Raw genomic sequence first — 17,300 nt, forward strand, 5'->3', positions numbered from 1 at the left:
CCGCTCCATGACCAAGACCTTCACCCGCGCCATCGCCGCTGCCGCGCTCGCCCTCGGCAGCCTCGCCGCCGTCGCGCAGACCACCGTGCTGCGCGTCTCCGCGATCCCCGACGAGGCGCCGACCGAACTGCAGCGCAAGTTCAAGCCGCTCGGCGACTACCTGAAGCAGGAGACCGGACTGGACGTACAGTTCACGCCGGTGACCGACTACGCCGCGGTGGTCGAGGGCCTGGCGAGCAACAAGATCGACCTGGCGTGGCTCGGCGGCTTCACCTATGTGCAGGCGCGCATCCGCACCAACGGCGGCGTCGTGCCGATCGTGCAGCGCGCCGAGGACGAGAAGTTCACCAGCAAGTTCATCGTGCCGGTGGCGAGCCCGGCGAAGACGCTGGCCGACCTGAAGGGGGCCAACTTCGCGTTCGGCGCGCCGTCGTCGACCTCCGGCCACCTGATGCCGCGCTTCTTCCTGCAGCAGGCCGGCATCAAGCCGGACGCCGACTTCAAGACCGTCGCGTTCTCCGGCGCGCACGATGCGACCGTCGCGTTCGTGGCCTCGGGCCGCGCCGACGGCGGCGTGCTGAACGCGTCGGTGTGGGACAAGCTGGTCGAGGCCGGCAACCCGAACGCCGCCAAGGTCCGCGTGCTCGCGACCACGCCGCCCTACTTCGACTACAACTGGACCGTGCGACCCGGCCTGGACGCCGCGCTGCGCAAGAAGCTGACCGATGCGTTCCTGAAGCTCGACCCGTCCAAGCCCGGCATGAAGGAGATCATGGACCTGCAGCGGGCGAGCAAGTTCGTGCCGACCACGTCGGCGAACTACGACGGCATCGAGTCGGCCGCCAAGTCGGCCGGCCTGATCAAGTGATCGGACGATGAGCCTGGGCTTCGACCGGGTCGGGCTGGTCCACGCGAACGGCCACTGCGCGCTGCGCGACGTGAGCTTCACGATCGCGGCCGGCGAGCGGGTCGCGGTGATCGGCCCGTCCGGCGCCGGCAAGACCAGCCTGCTGCGGATCGCGGCGGCCGCGGTGCGGCCGGGCGAGGGGCGTGTCGAACTGCTCGGCCAGCACCCGTGGCAGTTGGGACCGGGCGCGCTGCGGCAGCTGCGCGCGCGCATCGGCGTCGTCCACCAGGCGCCGCCGATCCCGCCGCGGCTGCGGGTCGTGACCGCGGTGCTCGCGGGGCGGCTCGGCACCTGGTCGACGCGGCGTGCGCTGCTGTCGCTGCTGTACCCGTCGGACATCGGCGGCGCCCGTGCCGCGCTGGCGCGGCTCGACCTCGCCGACCGCGTGTTCGACCGCTGCGACCGCCTCTCCGGCGGCGAGTTGCAGCGCGTCGGCATCGCCCGCGTGCTGTACCAGGCGCCGCCGCTGCTGATCGCGGACGAGCCGGTGTCGGCGCTCGATCCGTCGTTGTCCGACCTGGCGATCGGCGAACTCGTGGCGCAATCGGAGCGCGATGGCGCCACGCTGCTCGCGTCGCTGCACGCCGTCGACCTGGCGCTGAAATGGTTCCCGCGCATCGTCGGCCTGCGCAGCGGCGAGCTGGTGTTCGACAAGCCGGCCGACCAGGTCGGTGCCGGCATGCTGCATGCGCTCTATGCCACCGAGGGTCGCACGCTGCCGACCCAGTCGAACGACCTGCCGCTGCCGCCGCCGGTCGGCGACAACGTGCTGCCGCTGGTGCGACCGGGCTGCAGATGAGCGCGGTACTCGGGCACGACACCGCGCTGCCGCGCGACCCGCTCGCGCTGCGCCGCGCCGGGCTGACGCTGCTCGCCGTCGTGCTGCTGTGGCCGCTGCTGCAGCTGGCCGAGTTCCGCCCCGCCGCGCTGTTCGACGCCGGCAACCTGCGGGTGATGGGCAGCTTCCTCGCCGGCTTCCTGCCGCCGGCGACCTCGGGCGACTTCCTCGCGCTGCTGCTGCGCGCGACGCTCGAGACGCTCGCGATGGCGACCGCCGGTGTCACGCTGGCGGCGCTGATCGCGGTGCCGCTGGCGTTCGCAATGACGAGCGCGTTGTCGGTCTCGGCCATCGGACCCGGGCGTGCCGTGTGGCGCGGCCGCACTGTGCGCGGTGCGGCGCGGCTGCTGCTGATGACGCTGCGCGCGGTGCCCGAGGTCGTGTGGGCGCTGCTGCTCGTGCACGCGCTCGGCCTGGGCCCGGCGGCCGGCGTGTTCGCGATCGCGGTCACCTACGGCGGCATGCTCGGCAAGGTCTACGCCGAGATTCTGGAGTCCAGCGACGGCCGCGCCGCACGCGCGCTGCTGGAAGCCGGCAGCGGGCGCGTCGCCGCGCTGTGCTACGGGCTGATCCCGCAGGCGGCGCAGGAACTGGCGTCGTACACCGTGTACCGCTGGGAATGCGCGGTGCGCGCGTCGGTCGTGATGGGATTCGTCGGCGCGGGTGGCCTGGGCCAGCTGATGGACCAGTCGATGAAGATGCTCAACGGCGGCGAGGCCAGCACCATCCTGCTGACCTTCCTGCTGCTGGTGCTGCTGGCCGACGCGCTCAGCGCCGGGTTGCGGAAGCTGCTGTCATGACGTCGACGACCGACCCCGAGACAGACGCAACCACGGCGCGCGCCGATCGCGCGCAGGCCGCCGGCCCGTGCCTGACCTGCGTACTGGCGCTGTCGGCGCTGCTGATCGCGATCGTCGCGAGCTTCGCCTACCTGAAGCTCGATGTCGCCGGCCTGTTCTCGGCCGAATCGGGCCGCGCGATGCGCAAGTTCGCGGCCGAGTTCCTGAGCCCCGACCTGTCCGCGCCGTTCCTCGCGAAGACGGCGTGGGCCGCGCTGCAGACGGTCGCGGTCTCGGCGCTCGGCACCCTGCTGGCCGGCGTGGCCGGCGCGCTGCTTGCGCTGCCGGCCGCGGGCCGCTTCGGCAGCGCGCCGCGCGCGCTCGCGCGGCTGGTGCTTAACGTGCTGCGCAGCGTGCCGGAGCTGGTCTGGGCGACGCTGATGGTGCTCGCGGCCGGGCTCGGCCCGTTCGCCGGCGCGCTGGCGCTGGCGCTGCACACGACCGGCGTGTTCGGCCGGCTGTTCGGCGAGACGCTCGAGAACGCGCCGCCCGCGCCCGAGCGCGCGCTGCGCGATGCCGGTGGCGGCGCGGTGGCCGCCTTCGTCTACGGGATGCTGCCGCTGGCGGCGCCGCAGTGGGTGGCGTATGGCCTGTACCGCTGGGAGATGAACATCCGCATGGCCGCGGTGCTCGGCTTCGTCGGCGCCGGCGGGCTCGGGCAGATGCTGTACTTCCACCTCTCGCTGTTCCAGCAGGCGCAGGCGGCCACGGTGCTGCTGGCGATGTTCGTGCTGGTGGTCGGGGTCGATGCGGCCAGCGCCTACGTGCGGCGCGGCCTGGCGCCGGCGCGCGGCTAGAACGTCAGGGCCAGCCGGCGCGGCGCAGCAGCTGCGCGGTCTCGAACAGCGGCAGCCCCATGATCCCCGAGTAGCTGCCTTCGATGCGCTCGACCCAGCCGGCGTACGCGCTCTGGATCGCGTACGCGCCGGCCTTGCCGAAGGGCTCGCCGCTGGCGACGTAGGCGTCGATCGCCGCCGGCGGCATCGCCGCGACATGCACGCGCGAGGTGCTGACCGCCAACCACGAACGCCGACCAGCGTGCAGCGCGACCGCGGTGATCACGCGGTGGGTGCGGCCTGCGAGCAGTGCCAGCGTCGCGCGCGCATCGTCCGCATCGGCCGGCTTGCCGAGGATGCGGCGGCCGAGCGCGACGGTGGTGTCGGCGCACAGGATCGGCGCGTCGGGCAACCCGCGTTGCTGCAGCCGCGCGCGTGCGGCCTTCAGCTTGGCGCGGGTCACGCGCTCGACGTAGGCGGCCGGCAGTTCGCCGGCGCGCTCGGCCTCCAGCGCCTCGGCGTCCTCGTCCGCGCCGGGCAGCAGCAGCTCATGGCGCACGCCGATCTGGTCGAGCAGCTGGCGGCGGCGCGGGCTCTGCGAGGCGAGGTAGATGAACAGTCCGCCGCCGGGCCGCCCCAAGGCGGACACTCCCCCTCGGGGGGGCGACGACGAAGTCGTCTTGGGGGTCACATTACTCACGGTGATAGGGGTGGTTCACCATCACCGTCCACGCGCGGTACAGCGCCTCGGCGAGCAGCACGCGCACGAACGCATGCGGCAGCGTCAGTTCGGACAGGCGCAAGGTCTCGTCGGCACTCGCCTTGAGCGCAGGATCGAGGCCGTCCGGCCCGCCGATCACGAACGCGACGTCACGCCCGTCATGCAGCCAGGCCTTCATCCGCTCGGCCAGTTGCACCGTCGTGACCCGCGTGCCGCGCTCGTCGAGCACGATGCGCCGCACGCCGCGCGGCAGCGCGGCCTGCAGCCGAACCGCCTCGGCGGCCATCAGTTGCGCGGCGGTCTTCTGGCCGCGCGTCTCGGCCTTCACGGCATGCAGCTCCAGCCGCATCTCGGGCGGGAAGCGCTTCTCGAACTCGGCGTAGGCCGTCTGCGCCCAGGCCGGCTGGCGCTGGCCGACCGCGACGACCAGCAACTTCATGCGCGGCGCGCGGGAGCCTTCTTCGCGACGGCCTTCTTCGCGGGCGCCGACTTGGCCGACGCCGACTTGACGCCGACCGTGCGCCTCACGCCCCGACCGACCGGAGCGGCCGGCTTCTTCTTCGTCGGCGTCTTGCCGACGACCATCAGCTTCTTCACGACCGGGATGCTCTTGGCCGGGGCCTTCTTCGCCGGCGCCTTCGCGGTGGCCTTCTTCGCCACGGTCTTGGCGGGCGCGCGGGCCGGCGTCTTCGCCGCGGGCGACTTCCTGGCTGCGACCTTCTTGGCGGGAGACTTCTTCGCCGGTGCTTCCGGTTCGGCGGCCTTCACGAGGCGGGTCGCGCCCGTCGCCAGCTTCATGTTGACAGGCTTGTCACCCCAGATTTCCTCGAGGTGGTAGTAATCGCGGATCGTCGGCTGCATCACGTGCACGACGGCGGCGCCGCAGTCGATGATGATCCACTCGCCGTTGCCCTCGCCCTCGGTGCGGGGCACCGGGTAGCCCGCCTGCTTGACCGCGTCGCGCACGCTGGAGGCCAGCGATTTGGTCTGCCGGTTGCTCGTGCCCGAGGCGATGATCACGCGCTCGAACAGGGCCGACAGGTGTTCGGTGTTGAACACGACGATGTTCTGGGCCTTGACGTCTTCCAGTCCATCGACGATGACGCGTTGCAGTTTACGAATGTCCATTCAGCTCCTGAGCGGGGGCGGATCCGGCCGGATCCTGGTAAAGGTGGTGGCGGGCAATATAGCCTGCCACGGGGGCGGGCACCAGATCGGCGATGCCCAGGCCGCGGGCGAGGCGGGCGCGGATGTCGGTCGACGAGATGTCCATCATCGGCAGTGCGACTGCCTCGTGCGGCACGCGCAGCACCTGCGGATCGGCGTTCAGCGGAGCGTCGGCCCGGTTGGCCACCGCCAGCGTCACCAGGCCGAGCAGTTCCTGCCAGCCGTGCCAGGTGTGGAAGCCGGCGTACTGGTCCTGCCCGATCACGAGGTGCCAGCTCACGCCCGGGCGCCGTGCGTTCAGCGTCCGCACCGTGTCGACGGTGTAGCTCGGCCCGTTGCGTTCGAGCTCGATCCGCGACAGCGTGTAGCGAGGCTCGCCGGCGATCGCGAGCCGCACCATCGCCTCGCGATGCACGGCCGGCGCCAGCACGCGCCGCTTCTGCCACGGCTGGCCGGCGGGCAGCCAGATCAATTCGTCGAGCGCGAGCTCGACCAGCGCCTGCCGGGCCAGCGCGACGTGCGCGTTGTGCACCGGGTCGAAGCTGCCCCCGAAGATGCCGACCCGGCTCGTCGTGTCGCTCAAGCCGCGGTCCAGTCGGCCCAGTCACGCGGCCGCAGGAAGTCGCTGTACAAACGTGCCTCCGGCGTGCCCGGCGCGGGCTTCCAGTCGTAGCGCCAGGTCACGACCGGCGGCATCGACATCAGGATGCTCTCGGTGCGACCTCCGGATTGCAGCCCGAACAGCGTCCCGCGGTCGAACACGAGGTTGAACTCGACGTAGCGACCGCGACGGTAGGTCTGGAATTCCCGCTCGCGCTCGCCGTACGGATCGTTCTTGTGCGCCTGCAGGATCGGCAGGTACGCCGGCACAAACGCATCGCCGACCGCGCGCAGCATCTCGAAGCTGCGCTCGAAGCCGAGCTCGGCGAAGTCGTCGAAGAACACGCCGCCGATGCCGCGCGGCTCGTCACGGTGCTTCAGGAAGAAGTAGTCGTCGCACCAGGTCTTGAAGCGCGGGTAGAGGTCGGCGCCGAACGGCGCGAGCGCATCGCGGTTGGTGCGATGGAAGTGCGCGGCGTCGGCCTCGACGCCGTAGTACGGCGTCAGGTCCATGCCGCCGCCGAACCAGGTCACGGGCGGCTTGCCTTCCGGCAGCGCCGCGAGCATGCGCACATTCATGTGCACGGTGGGCGCATGCGGGTTGCGCGGGTGGAATACCAGCGACACGCCCATCGCCTCGAACGGCGCCCCCGCCAACTCGGGCCGGTGCTGGGTCGCCGACGGCGGCAGCGTCTTGCCGCGGACGTGCGAGAAGCTGCAGCCACCGCGCTCGATCACCGCGCCGCCTTCCAGCAGGCGCGAGCGGCCCTCGCCTTCGAGCGGGCCGCCGGGCTCGCGCTGCCACGCGTCGGTGATGAACGACTGGCCGTCCTCGGCCTCCACCGCCGCGACGATGCGGTCTTGCAGGCCCAGCAGGTAATCGCGAACGGCTCGGGTCGTGCTCATGGGGATGTCCTGAACCGGATCGGTGCCGCGAGCGCCGGGCGCTTGCCGACGGGCTGGTTGAACTGGCGCGCGATCTCGGCGAGATCGGCCCGCGGATCGCCGCTGAGCCGGACGAAGCGCTGCACGCCGACCTCACGCCGCGCATAGTCGAAGCACACCAGCCCTACCGGCACGTGTGCCTGGAGCGCCACGTGATAGAAGCCCGAGCGCCAGGCATCCGTGTAGCGCCGCGTGCCCTCGGGCGACAGCGCGAGCCAGAGGAAACGGTCGTCCCGGCGTGCGGCTTCGAGCTCGCGCGCCATCTGGCCGACGATGCCGTTGGCCGATTGCCGATCCACCGGCACGCCGCCGAGCCAGCGCAGCCATCGGCCGAACAGCGGGATGCGGAACAGCGCGTCCTTGCCCCAGAAGGTCACGTCGATGCCGACTGTCCACTTGGCCAGCAGGCCGAGCGGGAAGTCCCAGTTCGACGTGTGCGGGTAGACGATCAGCACGCCCTGCCGCGCCGGCAGGCCGTCGAAGCGCACCCGCCAACCGAGCGCGCGCAGCACGGCCTGCGCCATGCCGCTGCCATGGAGCTGGACCGGTTGGGCCGGCGCGGTCACGACGTTCAGCGCTTGATCGCGCGGTACCCGATGTCGCGACGGTATTGCGCGCCATCGAAGTGGATGCCGCGCAGCACGTCGTAGGCGCGCTGCTGCGCCAGCTTGACCGAGTCTCCCAGCGCGGTCACGCACAGCACCCGACCGCCGGCGGTGACGGGGCCGGTGCTGCCGGGCGCGGTGCCGGCATGGAACACCATCGCATCGGGCGCGTCGACCGGCAGGTGGGTGATCGGATCGCCCTTGCGCGGCGCGAGCGGGTAGCCGGCGGCCGCCATCACGACGCCGAGCGCGACGCGGCGGTCCCATTCGAGCTCGACCTTGTCGAGCGTGCCATCGGTCGCGTGCATCAGCACGTCGAACAGGTCGCTCTTGAGCCGCATCATGATCGGCTGGGTCTCGGGATCGCCCATCCGGCAGTTGAATTCGACGGTGCGTGGCTGGCCGTGCGCGTCGATCATCAGGCCGGCGTACAGGAAGCCCGTGAACACGATGCCGTCCTTCGCCATGCCGGCGATGGTCGGGTGGATGATCTCGTGCATCACCTTCGCGTGGACGTTCGGCGTGACCACCGGCGCGGGCGAGTACGCGCCCATGCCGCCGGTGTTCGGGCCCTGGTCGTCGTCGAGCAGGCGCTTGTGGTCCTGGCTGGTCGCGAGCGAGACGACGTTCTTGCCGTCGCACATCACGATGAAGCTGGCCTCCTCGCCGTCGAGGAACTGCTCGATCACGACCCGCGCCTGGCCGGCGTTGTGCTGCACGCCGAGCTTGTTGTCGCTGTCGCTGAGCATCCAGTCGATCGCCTCATGGGCCTGCGGCAGGCTCATCGCGACGACGACGCCCTTGCCGGCCGCCAGGCCGTCGGCCTTGATCACGATCGGCGCGCCCTGCGCGTCGACGTACGCATGCGCCGCCTTCGCATCGGTGAAGGTCTCGAACGCGGCGGTCGGGATGTGGTGGCGCTGCATGAACGCCTTCGCGAAGGCCTTCGAGCTCTCCAGCTGCGCCGCCGCCTGCGTCGGCCCGAACACGCGCAGCCCGCGGGCGCGGAACAGGTCGACGATGCCGCCGGCCAGCGGCCCCTCCGGCCCGACGACGGTGACCGCGACCTTCTCGGCCTGCGCGAAGTCGGCAATGGCCGCGTAGTCGGTCAGCCCGACGTTGGTGAGCTTGGGGTCGGCGGCCGTGCCGCCATTGCCCGGCGCGACGAACACCGTCTGCACCTTGGTCGACTGCGCGAGCTTCCAGGCGAGCGCGTGCTCGCGGCCGCCGTTGCCGATGACGAGAACCTTCATGCCACGACTTTCATTCCGAGATCTCGGCGTTGTGGTACAGCTCCTGCACGTCGTCCAGGTCCTCGATCATGTCGAGCAGCTTCTGCATGCGCTGGCCGTCCTCGCCCGACAACGCGATCGTGTTCTCGGCGCGCATCGTGACCTCGGCGACGTCGGGCTTCAAGCCCGCGGCCTCGAGCGCGGCCTTCACGGCTTCGAATCCGGGCGGTGCGCACAGCACCTCGATCGCGCCGTCGTCGTCCGTCACCACATCGTCGGCGCCCGCTTCGAGCGCGACTTCCATCACCTTGTCCTCGCTGGTGCCGGGCGCGAACACGAACTGGCCGACATGCTTGAACTGGAACGCGACCGAGCCTTCGGTGCCCATGTTGCCGCCGTACTTGCTGAACGCGTGGCGCACCTCGGCCACCGTGCGGACGCGGTTGTCCGTCATGCAGTCGACGATGATCGCGGCGCCGCCGATGCCGTAGCCCTCGTAGCGGATCTCCTCGTAGTTCACGCCTTCGAGGTTGCCGGTGGCCTTGTCGATGTTCTTCTTGACGGTGTCGGCCGGCATGTTGGCCGCCTTGGCCTTCTCGACCGCCAGCCGCAGCCGCGGGTTCATCGCCAGGTCGCCGCCGCCCTGGCGGGCCGCGACGGTGATTTCACGGATCACGCGGGTCCAGATCTTGCCGCGCTTCTCGTCCTGGCGGCCCTTGCGGTGCTGGATATTGGCCCATTTGGAATGACCGGCCATGAGGCTCCCTTTGTGCAGCGGCGCCGACGCGCCTGCTGCGATGTTTGTTCGATAGACTCGAATTTTACTTGGGGCCGCGGCCCCGTCCGGGAGCACTGACGATGGCCGAGCCGATCCTGATCGCCAAACACGACAAGACCGAGTGTTTCCTACTCCCGGCCCTGGCCAACCGCCACGGCCTGATCACCGGCGCCACCGGCACCGGCAAGACGATCACGCTGCAGACGCTGGCCGAGAACTTCAGCCGCCTGGGCGTGCCGGTGTTCCTGGCCGACGTGAAGGGCGACCTGACCGGCATCACCCAGACCGGCACGGTCGGCGCCAAGCTGGCCGCGGTGCTGAAGGAGCGCGGCATCGAACCCTCGACCGCGGTCGCCTGCCCGGCCACGCTGTGGGACGTGTTCGCGACCGACAAGGCGGCGCAGGGCCACCCGGTGCGCGCGACCGTCAGCGACATGGGCCCGCTGCTGCTCGCGCGCATGCTGGCGCTGAACGAGATCCAGCAGGGCGTGCTGCAGCTGGTGTTCAAGATCGCCGACGACAACGGCCTGCTGCTGCTCGACCTCAAGGACCTGCGCGCGATGCTGCAGTACGTCGGCGACAACAGCAGCCAGTTCACGACCGAGTACGGCAACGTCAGCGCCGCGAGCATCGGCGCGATCCAGCGCGGCATCCTGCAGATCGACCAGCAGGGCGGCGACCGGTTCTTCGGCGAGCCGATGCTGAACATCGCCGACTTCATGCAGACGGTCGACGGCAAGGGTGTGGTGAACATCCTCGCCGCCGATCAGCTGATGAACGCGCCGCGGCTGTATGCGACCTTCCTGCTGTGGATGCTGAGCGAGCTGTTCGAGCAGCTGCCCGAGGTCGGCGACCTCGACCAGCCGAAGCTGGTGTTCTTCTTCGACGAGGCCCACCTGCTGTTCAACGAGGCGCCGAAGGCGCTGGTCGAGCGGATCGAGCTGGTCGTGCGCCTGGTGCGCAGCAAGGGCGTCGGCGTCTACTTCGTGACCCAGAACCCGCTCGACATCCCCGACACCGTGCTCGCGCAGCTCGGCAACCGCGTGCAGCACGCGCTGCGCGCATTCACGCCGCGCGACCAGAAGGCCGTGAAGGCGGCGGCGAGCACGATGCGCGCGAACCCGGGGCTGGACATCGAGACCGCGATCACGGAGCTCGCGGTCGGCGAGGCGCTGGTCAGCCTGCTCGACGAGAAGGGCCGGCCCAGCGTCACGCAGCGCGTGTTCGTGATCCCGCCCGGCAGCCAGATCGGCCCGATCACACCGGCGCAGCGCCAGGCGTTGATCGCCGGCTCGCTGGTCGCGGGCGTCTACGAGAAGGCGGTCGACCGCGAATCGGCCTACGAGAAGCTGAAGGGCCGCGCCGTGGCCAGCGCAGAGGCGGCGCCGTCGTCGGAGGTCCCGTCGACCCGGCTGCCGCCCACCGGCACCGCCAGCGTGCCCGGCGGCCCGTCGGCCACGTCGAACGGCGACGGCGGCCTGCTCGGCGGGCTGAAGGACGTGCTGTTCGGCAGCACCGGCCCGCGCGGCGGCAAGCACGAGGGGCTGGCCGAGGCGGCGGCACGTTCGGCGGTGCGCACGATCGGCTCGAGCGTCGGCCGCGAGATCATCCGCGGCGTGCTCGGCAGCCTGCTGGGCGGCAGGAAGCGCTGAAGCGGCGCGTCAGAACCGCGTCGTCAGTTCGGTGAGCCAGTCGGGCGAATGCTCGACGGCCCAGGTCTCGACGCGCTTGTCGGCGCCGCCGAGGATCGCGACGCCGACCACCACCAGCGCGATGCCGAGCACCATCCTGCCGCGCTCGCCGAGCCTCAGCAGCCCCCCGCGCGCGCGCGCCAGCGCCTCGCGCGACAGCGTGCCGATCAGCAGCAGCGGCGTCGCGGCGCCCAGGCCGAACAGCAGCATCAGCAGCGCGATCGAGCCCAGGTCGCGGCCTTGCGAGGCGAGCGTCGAGGCGGCGCCGAGCGTCGGCCCGACGCAGGGGCTCCAGACCAGTCCGAGCACCAGCCCCACAGCGAACTGCCCGCCCCAGCCGCGACCCGACACGCGCGCCATCAGCCCGTCGCCCGACGCGGCCAGCCCCGCGCTCGCCGCCGCGAAGCGCACTTGCAGCGCCGGCACCAGCAGCACGAGCCCGAACGCGACGAGCAGGCCGGCCGCAACCTGCCGCAACACCGCCGGGTCGAGCCCGACCGACGCGCCGAACGCCGCGATCACCGTGCCGACCAGCATGAAAGACACCGTCAGCCCCGCCGCGAGTGCCCACGGCCCGAAGCGGTGCTGGCCGAGCGCCGTGGCGATCAGGATCGGCAGCAGCGGCAGCACGCACGGCGACAGCGTGGACAGCAGCCCGGCCAGGTAGCCGAGCGCGAAGGTGCCCGGGCCGAAGTCCATCGCGGCCTCAGCGCGCGCGGGCGCCGCGGCTCAGAGGCTCTTCTCGAACAGTTCGGCCAGCGCCTGCTTCTGCGTCTGGCCGGTCGAGCGCGCGACTTCCTTGCCGCCCTTGAACACGACGAAGGTGCTCTGCATCGTCACGCCGAGCTGCTTCTTCAGCGCCTCTTCGCGGTCGAAGTCGGCGACGAAGAGCGTCACCGGCTGCAGCTTCTTCTCCTTCAGCAGCGCCGCGACGATCGGCTTCTGCTGCTTGCAGGTCGGACACCAGCTGGCGCTGAAGTCGACGATCACCGGCTGGCCTTTCGCGAGCGCGGCGTCGAACTTCGCCTGGTTGAACGGCAACTCGGCGGCCAGGGCGGCCAGCGCGACGACGCCCAGGCCGATGGCGACGACGAACGAGCGAAGCAGCTTGTGCATGATGAGTTCCAGGTTCGTGAGTGCGTCAGATGCCGGCGTACCACTCGTAGCCGTTGTCTTCCCAGTAGCCGCCCTGCCCGCCGCGGATCTGGTCGAAGCGCTCGACCAGTTCGATCCGCATCAGGTACTTGGCGTGCTTGTAGCCCAGCTGGCGCTCGATCCGCACCCGCAGCGGCGCGCCGTTGGCGACCGGCAGCGGCTGGCCGTTGAGCTCGTAGGCCAGCACGGTCTGCGCGTGATAGGCGTCGTCCATGTCGACGCTCTCGTAGTAGCGCGAGTCGGCGGCGGCGGCCGGGTCGTCCATCGAGTCGGCGCAGCGGAACACCACGTACTTCGCGTTCGGCAGCGGCTTCACCTGTGCGAGCACATGGGCGAGCGGCACGCCCTTCCACTTGCCGATCGCGCTCCAACCTTCGACGCAGTCGTGCCGGGTGATCTGGGTGCGCGACGGCATCGTGCGCAACTCGGCCAGCGTGAACGCAGCGGGTTGCTCGACCAGGCCCTCGACACGCAGCGCCCAGTCCTTGAAACCGCCCTGCATCAGCGCGTGGTAGTCGGCATCGCGCGGCGCGAGCGTGCCGTTGGCCTTGAACGTCTTGGCGATGTCGGCTTCGCTGAACTCCTGCGCCATCGCCTTGCGGCCGGCCACGAGGCGCTGCGCGCCATGGCTCAGGTGTTGCGCGCTCTTCAGCGCGTCGACGACCGCCGGGTTGTTCGACAGCCGGTCGCAACCGGCCAGCGTCGCGGCGCCGATGCCGGCGAGCGCGGCGCGCAGTGCGCTGCGGCGATTGGGCGGCGGCACGGGCCGGCCGCTCGAGATGATGCGGCGGCTCATGACCGGGCCTCCTTCTTGGCGTCCGCAGGCAAGACATACCAGCCGGTCACCATCGAGCGGATCTGGTTCCACGCGCCGTTGATCAGCACCTCGAACACGTGGATCAGCACGAACAGCAGCAAGCCGGCTGCGGCGAGGAAATGCAGCGTGCGCGCGGACTGGCGGCCGCCCAGCAGATCGACCCAGCCGGGAAACACCGCATCGATCCGCGGCGACATCGCCAGCCCGGCGAGGATCACCAGCGGCAGCAGCACGAAGATCACCGTCAGGTAGGCCAGGTTCTGCAGCACGTTGTAGCGCTTGGCGGCCTCGCCGGTCTCGTGCCGGAACAGCAGGTGGTCCTTGATCGAGTGGCCGATGCGGCGCAGCTCCCCACGCGTGGGCAGCAGGTCGCGGCTCAGGTGGCCGCTGGCGATCGCGTAGGCCACGTAGCACACGCCGTTGATCACGAACAGCCAGGCGAAGAAGAAGTGCCAGTGCCGGCCCATCGACAGCCACTGCGGGCCCGGGATCGTGGCCCACGCGGGGAACGCGCGCACGCTCTTGGCGTCGTCCGCACCGGCTTTCGAAGCACCGAGGACGCCGTCGGTCGAGAAGCGGTGGCCGGCGATCGTCGTGATGCCGGTGACGCCGCCGTCGGCGGTGCGCAGCGCACCGATCGAGACCCACGGGTCGGCGAAGGTCGAGTCCCGGCCCCAGTAGAGCGCCGGGTGGGCGTTGAAGATCTGCAAGCCGCTGCCGAGCAGGATCGTCAGGCAGATCACGTTGATCCAGTGCATCACGCGCACCGGCAGACGGTGGCGATAGAGGCGTCGGGACGGGTCGGTCGGGTTCATGGCGATCGGTCGGTGACGGGCGTCGGTTCTTACAGCGTCGCCGCGCCTACTGCATCGGCGTCATCTTCGTCTCGGGCGGCGCCTGCACCCGGGCGAGTGATTTGAGTTCAGTGACGATGCGGTTCGCGACGAAGCCGCTTTGCGTGTCCGGCTCGAGCGCGGCGATCACCAGGTTGGCGAGCGGCTGGTCCAGGCCGACGTAGTAGCTGCCCGCGCGCACGTCGACCAGCGCCGGAACCAGCTCGACCTTCAGCTTCAGGATGCCACCGGCGTCCGCGATGCTGCCGCGCACGTCGCTGCGCGTGGCGAGTTCACGCGCGGTCTCGGTGTAGACCGCACCGCGCAGCGCACCGGGCTCGTCGAGCCGCTGCACCTGCACGCCCAGCGCGCGCAGGCGCAGCACCGCATCGGTCTGGTCGGCCCCCAGCCAGTAGCCGCAGGGCCGCGGCCGGCGCTTGACGACGTTGAGCTCGAGCGCCGAATCCCAGGTGACGTTGACGGTCTTGTCGGCGCCGGTCTGCGGATCGAGCATGCGCAGGTTGTATTCGCTCGGCGTTGCGAGGGCCTCGACGATCGCCTCGCCCTGGCAGGCCTTGGCCGCGACATCGGCATCGACGAAGCGGCGCAGCTTCTGCAGGTCGTCTGCACGCGCCGCGGCGCTCTGCAGCACGCTGGTGATCGCGACCACATGCGTATGCACGCGCCGCAGCAGATGCGCACGACCGAGGCCCACGCCGCGCGTCTCGATCAGGAAGCTGACCGCATTGCGCAGGCCGTTGACGTTGCGCCCGGTGTCCGGCAGCACGCCGCCCATCGACACCTTCTTGTCGCTCACGTCGGTCGACGTCGTGTAGTACCACTCGTGGCTCAGCCCCTGCGCGCTGAGCGCCTGCAGCATCGGCTTGCGGAACCACTCCTCCGAGGCCTTGGTGACGAACTCGGGCAGGTTAGCGGTCATCGCGTACTGCACCAGCGCGTCGAAGCGCTGCACCGCGCCGAACTTCTCGATGTAGCGGCCGAGCACCGAGAACTCGTGCGCGTCCACGACGACCACCGGGTTGAACTCGCGCACCAGTTGCGCCACCGCCTGCGCCTCGGGCGTGCGCAGCAGCAGGTGATCGCGGTTCACGTCGATGCCGCCGGCGCTGGTACGGCGGTCAACCGCGGCACCGTCCGGGTTGGCGCGCGGCAGGATCACCACATCGATGCGGTCCAGCACGGCCGCGAGCGGGCCGCCGGCCAGCGATTGCGCGATCACCAGCAAGGCCTCGGCCCCGGCCGGCTCGTCGCCGTGCTGCTGGCCGACCAGCAGCACGACCGGTCGCGGCGCGCGGGCCGTGGCGCCGCTGGCGGCCAGCGGCACCGCGCCGCGGCTGAAGTGCAGCGCCTCCAGCGGAACGCCGGTCTGCGAGCTGCCGGCCTGCACGAGCCGGATGCTGGTCGCGCCGCCCTCGCGGACCAGGCCGTTGAGGACAGTGCGCAGTTCGGCATTGGTCGTGAAGCCGGTGCGTCCGGGCTCGAACGCCGGCGTGCGGTAGCTGACCGGCGGATCCGGAAAGCGCGCTGCGACGCCGGCGCTCTCGGCGGCGCCTGCCGCACTCGCGGCCGCCGCCGGCGCGCCGGCCGTCGGCTCGGCTGTCGGCTCGATCGGCCGCATCGTGGGAAGCGCCGGCGCCGGGGTCGGCGTCGGGGTCGCGACCGGTGCCACCGGTGCGACCGGCGCCGCCGGGACCGGTGCGACCGGCGGCGGCACCGGGCGCACCGCGACCCGCGGCGGGGCCGCGCACGCCGTCGCCAGCAACGCCGCGGCAAGGGCCGAGCCCAGGGTCTTGCGCATCCCTTGTTCCTTCACTGCCTTCATCGACGGCTCCACCTGCTCAAGACCAGCCCGCATCGACGACGAATTCCTGCGCCGTGACCATCCGCGCGGTGTCGGCGGCGAGGAACAGCACCATGTTCGCGATGTCCGCGCCGACGATGCGGCCCGGCAGGCACTGGTTGCGGTCCATGGCGGCCTCGCCGTCGGCGTTGACCCAGCGTTCGAGCTGGCGCGCCGTCATCACCCACCCGGGCACCACGCAGTTGACGCGGATGCCGTCGGCCCCGAGCTCGCGCGCCAGGCTGCGCGTGAAGCCGGTCATCGCGGACTTGCAGGTGGCGTAGACCGACAGCCCGGGTGTCTTGTTCTTCCAGCTCGCCGAGCCGAGGTTGATCACGGCACCGCCGCCGCGCTCGCGCATCGGGCCGATCACCGCCTGGGTCGCGAAGAAGTGCGGGCGCAGGTTGACGGCCACGCGATCGTCGAAGGATTCGGGCGTGACCGTCTCGATCGCATGGCGTTCGTCGTTCGCGACGTTGTTGACCAGCACGTCGACACGGCCGAGTCGTGCCGTCAGGGTCGCCATCGCGGCCTGCAGCGCCGGCACGTCGGTCACGTCGCAGGCCTGGAAGTGCGCCTCGGGGAGCGCAGCCGCCAGCGCCTGACCCGCGGCCTCGTCGCGGTCGAGAAAGCCGACCGCGCAGCCCTGCGCGACGAACGCGCGCACGATGTCCGCGCCGATCCCGCTGGCCCCGCCGGTGACGATCACGCCCTGGCCGCGCAGGCTGCCATAGCGGGCACCGGCGAACTCGACCTGCGGCACCAGCGTCTCCCGCGCTTCGACGGCGCTACGGGGCGCCGCGGTGGGGGTCTCGATCATCTCCTCGCCTCCGGTGCGCCCGCAAAGGGGGCGATCGGGCCATTTTGCAGCAGACCGCTGGCGCCGGCAGCACGGCGTTTCGCGCCCCTGCCCGGCATTTCGTCGCAAGGTGGTCGCGGCGGCGCAGCCGGCTCGGCACAGTGCGACCCATCGGCACCGAACGCCGGCTTCCGTCCCTCTCACACCAGGAGTTGCACCATGCTGATCCAGATCGTTCTTCACACCCCCGGCTGGGTCTGGGGCCTGTTCGCCGCGCTGCTGGCCCTCGGGCTGTCGCAGGTGCGCGACCGCGCGCTGAGCCCGCTGCGCATCGCGATCCTGCCGCTCGCGATGGTCGCGCTGTCGCTGAGCGGGGTGCTGACCGCCTTCGGCCACTTCCCGCTCGCGCTGGGCGGGTGGGCGGCCGGCCTCGGCATCGCCCTGACCTTCGCGCGCAGCCTGGTCGCCGTGCGTGGCGCGCGCTGGCTGGCCGACTCGCAGACCGTGCACGTGCCGGGCAGCTGGCTGCCGCTGGCGTTGATCGTCGCGCTGTTCATGATCAAGTACGCCGCCGGCGTCAACCTCGCGATGCACCCGGCGCTGGCCACCGACGCGACATTCGCGGCCACCTGCAGCCTCGCCTACGGGCTGTTCAGCGGCCTGTTCCTGGCGCGAGGCCTGGGCTTGCGCGCAGTGGCCAGCCAGCGCCAGGGCGTCGCGGCCGCCTGAGCCAGAA

20 protein-coding genes are annotated in these 17,300 nt (G+C 71.1%); 6 read left to right on the forward strand and 14 right to left on the reverse strand.

Annotation, left to right across the window (positions count from 1 at the left end; translation table 11 throughout):
• Positions 1-7 precede the first annotated feature (7 nt).
• Genes ACWH49_RS01950 through phnE form a run of 4 tightly spaced genes read left to right on the forward strand, consistent with a single transcriptional unit; the run spans position 8 to position 3,381 of the window.
• Positions 8-868, forward strand: coding sequence for a putative selenate ABC transporter substrate-binding protein (locus tag ACWH49_RS01950; protein WP_082548861.1), 861 nt, complete (start codon positions 8-10; stop codon positions 866-868).
• Between the two features lie 7 nt (positions 869-875).
• Positions 876-1,706 (forward strand): phosphonate ABC transporter ATP-binding protein, encoded by an 831-nt coding sequence (locus tag ACWH49_RS01955; protein ID WP_448169914.1) that lies wholly within the window; start codon positions 876-878, stop codon positions 1,704-1,706.
• Positions 1,703-2,545, forward strand: coding sequence for a PhnE/PtxC family ABC transporter permease (locus ACWH49_RS01960; RefSeq protein ID WP_448169915.1), 843 nt, complete (start codon positions 1,703-1,705; stop codon positions 2,543-2,545). Before ACWH49_RS01955 ends, ACWH49_RS01960 begins: the two co-directional genes overlap by 4 nt.
• The gene (gene phnE / locus ACWH49_RS01965; RefSeq protein WP_448169916.1) at positions 2,542-3,381 is read left to right on the forward strand and encodes a phosphonate ABC transporter, permease protein PhnE; all 840 of its coding nucleotides are present in this window, start codon (positions 2,542-2,544) and stop codon (positions 3,379-3,381) included. Before ACWH49_RS01960 ends, phnE begins: the two co-directional genes overlap by 4 nt.
• 4 nt (positions 3,382-3,385) lie before the next feature.
• Here phnE and ACWH49_RS01970 read toward each other — a convergent pair whose 3' ends face one another.
• The 8 genes from ACWH49_RS01970 to ACWH49_RS02005 are packed head-to-tail and all read right to left on the reverse strand — an operon-like array spanning position 3,386 to position 9,387.
• Positions 3,386-4,000 carry a Maf family protein gene (locus ACWH49_RS01970; protein ID WP_448174288.1) on the reverse strand — a complete coding sequence of 205 codons (615 nt, stop codon included), beginning with the start codon at positions 3,998-4,000 and terminating at the stop codon, positions 3,386-3,388.
• A gap of 52 nt (positions 4,001-4,052) precedes the next feature.
• Entirely contained in the window at positions 4,053-4,520 is a 468-nt protein-coding gene (gene rlmH / locus ACWH49_RS01975; protein ID WP_448169917.1) for a 23S rRNA (pseudouridine(1915)-N(3))-methyltransferase RlmH, read from the reverse strand.
• Positions 4,517-5,209: a ribosome silencing factor gene (gene rsfS / locus ACWH49_RS01980; RefSeq protein WP_448169918.1), complete on the reverse strand. Its 693-nt coding sequence runs from the start codon at positions 5,207-5,209 to the stop codon at positions 4,517-4,519. Before rsfS ends, rlmH begins: the two co-directional genes overlap by 4 nt.
• Entirely contained in the window at positions 5,196-5,831 is a 636-nt protein-coding gene (gene nadD, locus ACWH49_RS01985; protein WP_448169919.1) for a nicotinate-nucleotide adenylyltransferase, read from the reverse strand. Before nadD ends, rsfS begins: the two co-directional genes overlap by 14 nt.
• Complete coding sequence (gene hemF / locus ACWH49_RS01990; RefSeq protein ID WP_448169920.1) at positions 5,828-6,754, reverse strand: oxygen-dependent coproporphyrinogen oxidase; 927 nt, start codon at positions 6,752-6,754, stop codon at positions 5,828-5,830. The genes nadD and hemF overlap by 4 nt, the downstream gene beginning before the upstream one ends.
• Positions 6,751-7,359, reverse strand: coding sequence for a 1-acyl-sn-glycerol-3-phosphate acyltransferase (locus ACWH49_RS01995; protein ID WP_448169921.1), 609 nt, complete (start codon positions 7,357-7,359; stop codon positions 6,751-6,753). The genes hemF and ACWH49_RS01995 overlap by 4 nt, the downstream gene beginning before the upstream one ends.
• A gap of 5 nt (positions 7,360-7,364) precedes the next feature.
• Complete coding sequence (gene purD, locus ACWH49_RS02000; protein WP_448169922.1) at positions 7,365-8,651, reverse strand: phosphoribosylamine--glycine ligase; 1,287 nt, start codon at positions 8,649-8,651, stop codon at positions 7,365-7,367.
• A 10-nt stretch (positions 8,652-8,661) separates the two neighbouring features.
• Positions 8,662-9,387, reverse strand: a complete 726-nt coding sequence (locus tag ACWH49_RS02005) for a YebC/PmpR family DNA-binding transcriptional regulator (protein WP_448169923.1) — start codon at positions 9,385-9,387, stop codon at positions 8,662-8,664.
• 101 nt (positions 9,388-9,488) lie between these two features.
• On the opposite strand from ACWH49_RS02005, the gene ACWH49_RS02010 reads away from it, so the two are divergent.
• Positions 9,489-11,060 (forward strand): helicase HerA-like domain-containing protein, encoded by a 1,572-nt coding sequence (locus ACWH49_RS02010; RefSeq protein WP_448169924.1) that lies wholly within the window; start codon positions 9,489-9,491, stop codon positions 11,058-11,060.
• A 9-nt stretch (positions 11,061-11,069) separates the two neighbouring features.
• On the opposite strand, the gene ACWH49_RS02015 is transcribed toward ACWH49_RS02010, so the two are convergent.
• Genes ACWH49_RS02015 through ACWH49_RS02040 form a run of 6 tightly spaced genes read right to left on the reverse strand, consistent with a single transcriptional unit; the run spans position 11,070 to position 16,585 of the window.
• The gene (locus tag ACWH49_RS02015; protein WP_448169925.1) at positions 11,070-11,798 is read right to left on the reverse strand and encodes a cytochrome c biogenesis CcdA family protein; all 729 of its coding nucleotides are present in this window, start codon (positions 11,796-11,798) and stop codon (positions 11,070-11,072) included.
• Positions 11,799-11,828: 30 nt separating this feature from the next.
• The gene (locus tag ACWH49_RS02020; RefSeq protein ID WP_056464239.1) at positions 11,829-12,215 is read right to left on the reverse strand and encodes a thioredoxin family protein; all 387 of its coding nucleotides are present in this window, start codon (positions 12,213-12,215) and stop codon (positions 11,829-11,831) included.
• A gap of 25 nt (positions 12,216-12,240) precedes the next feature.
• Positions 12,241-13,050, reverse strand: coding sequence for a molybdopterin-binding protein (locus tag ACWH49_RS02025; RefSeq protein ID WP_448169926.1), 810 nt, complete (start codon positions 13,048-13,050; stop codon positions 12,241-12,243).
• Complete coding sequence (locus tag ACWH49_RS02030; RefSeq protein ID WP_448169927.1) at positions 13,047-13,886, reverse strand: cytochrome b/b6 domain-containing protein; 840 nt, start codon at positions 13,884-13,886, stop codon at positions 13,047-13,049. The genes ACWH49_RS02025 and ACWH49_RS02030 overlap by 4 nt, the downstream gene beginning before the upstream one ends.
• Before the next feature lie 46 nt (positions 13,887-13,932).
• Positions 13,933-15,723, reverse strand: coding sequence for a M14 family metallopeptidase (locus ACWH49_RS02035; protein WP_448169928.1), 1,791 nt, complete (start codon positions 15,721-15,723; stop codon positions 13,933-13,935).
• Positions 15,724-15,763: 40 nt separating this feature from the next.
• Positions 15,764-16,585: an SDR family NAD(P)-dependent oxidoreductase gene (locus tag ACWH49_RS02040; RefSeq protein ID WP_448169929.1), complete on the reverse strand. Its 822-nt coding sequence runs from the start codon at positions 16,583-16,585 to the stop codon at positions 15,764-15,766.
• Positions 16,586-16,681: 96 nt separating this feature from the next.
• On the opposite strand from ACWH49_RS02040, the gene ACWH49_RS02045 reads away from it, so the two are divergent.
• Positions 16,682-17,293 (forward strand): DUF6622 family protein, encoded by a 612-nt coding sequence (locus ACWH49_RS02045; protein ID WP_448174289.1) that lies wholly within the window; start codon positions 16,682-16,684, stop codon positions 17,291-17,293.
• Positions 17,294-17,300 lie beyond the last annotated feature (7 nt).

Source organism: Rhizobacter fulvus, from assembly GCF_964020785.1.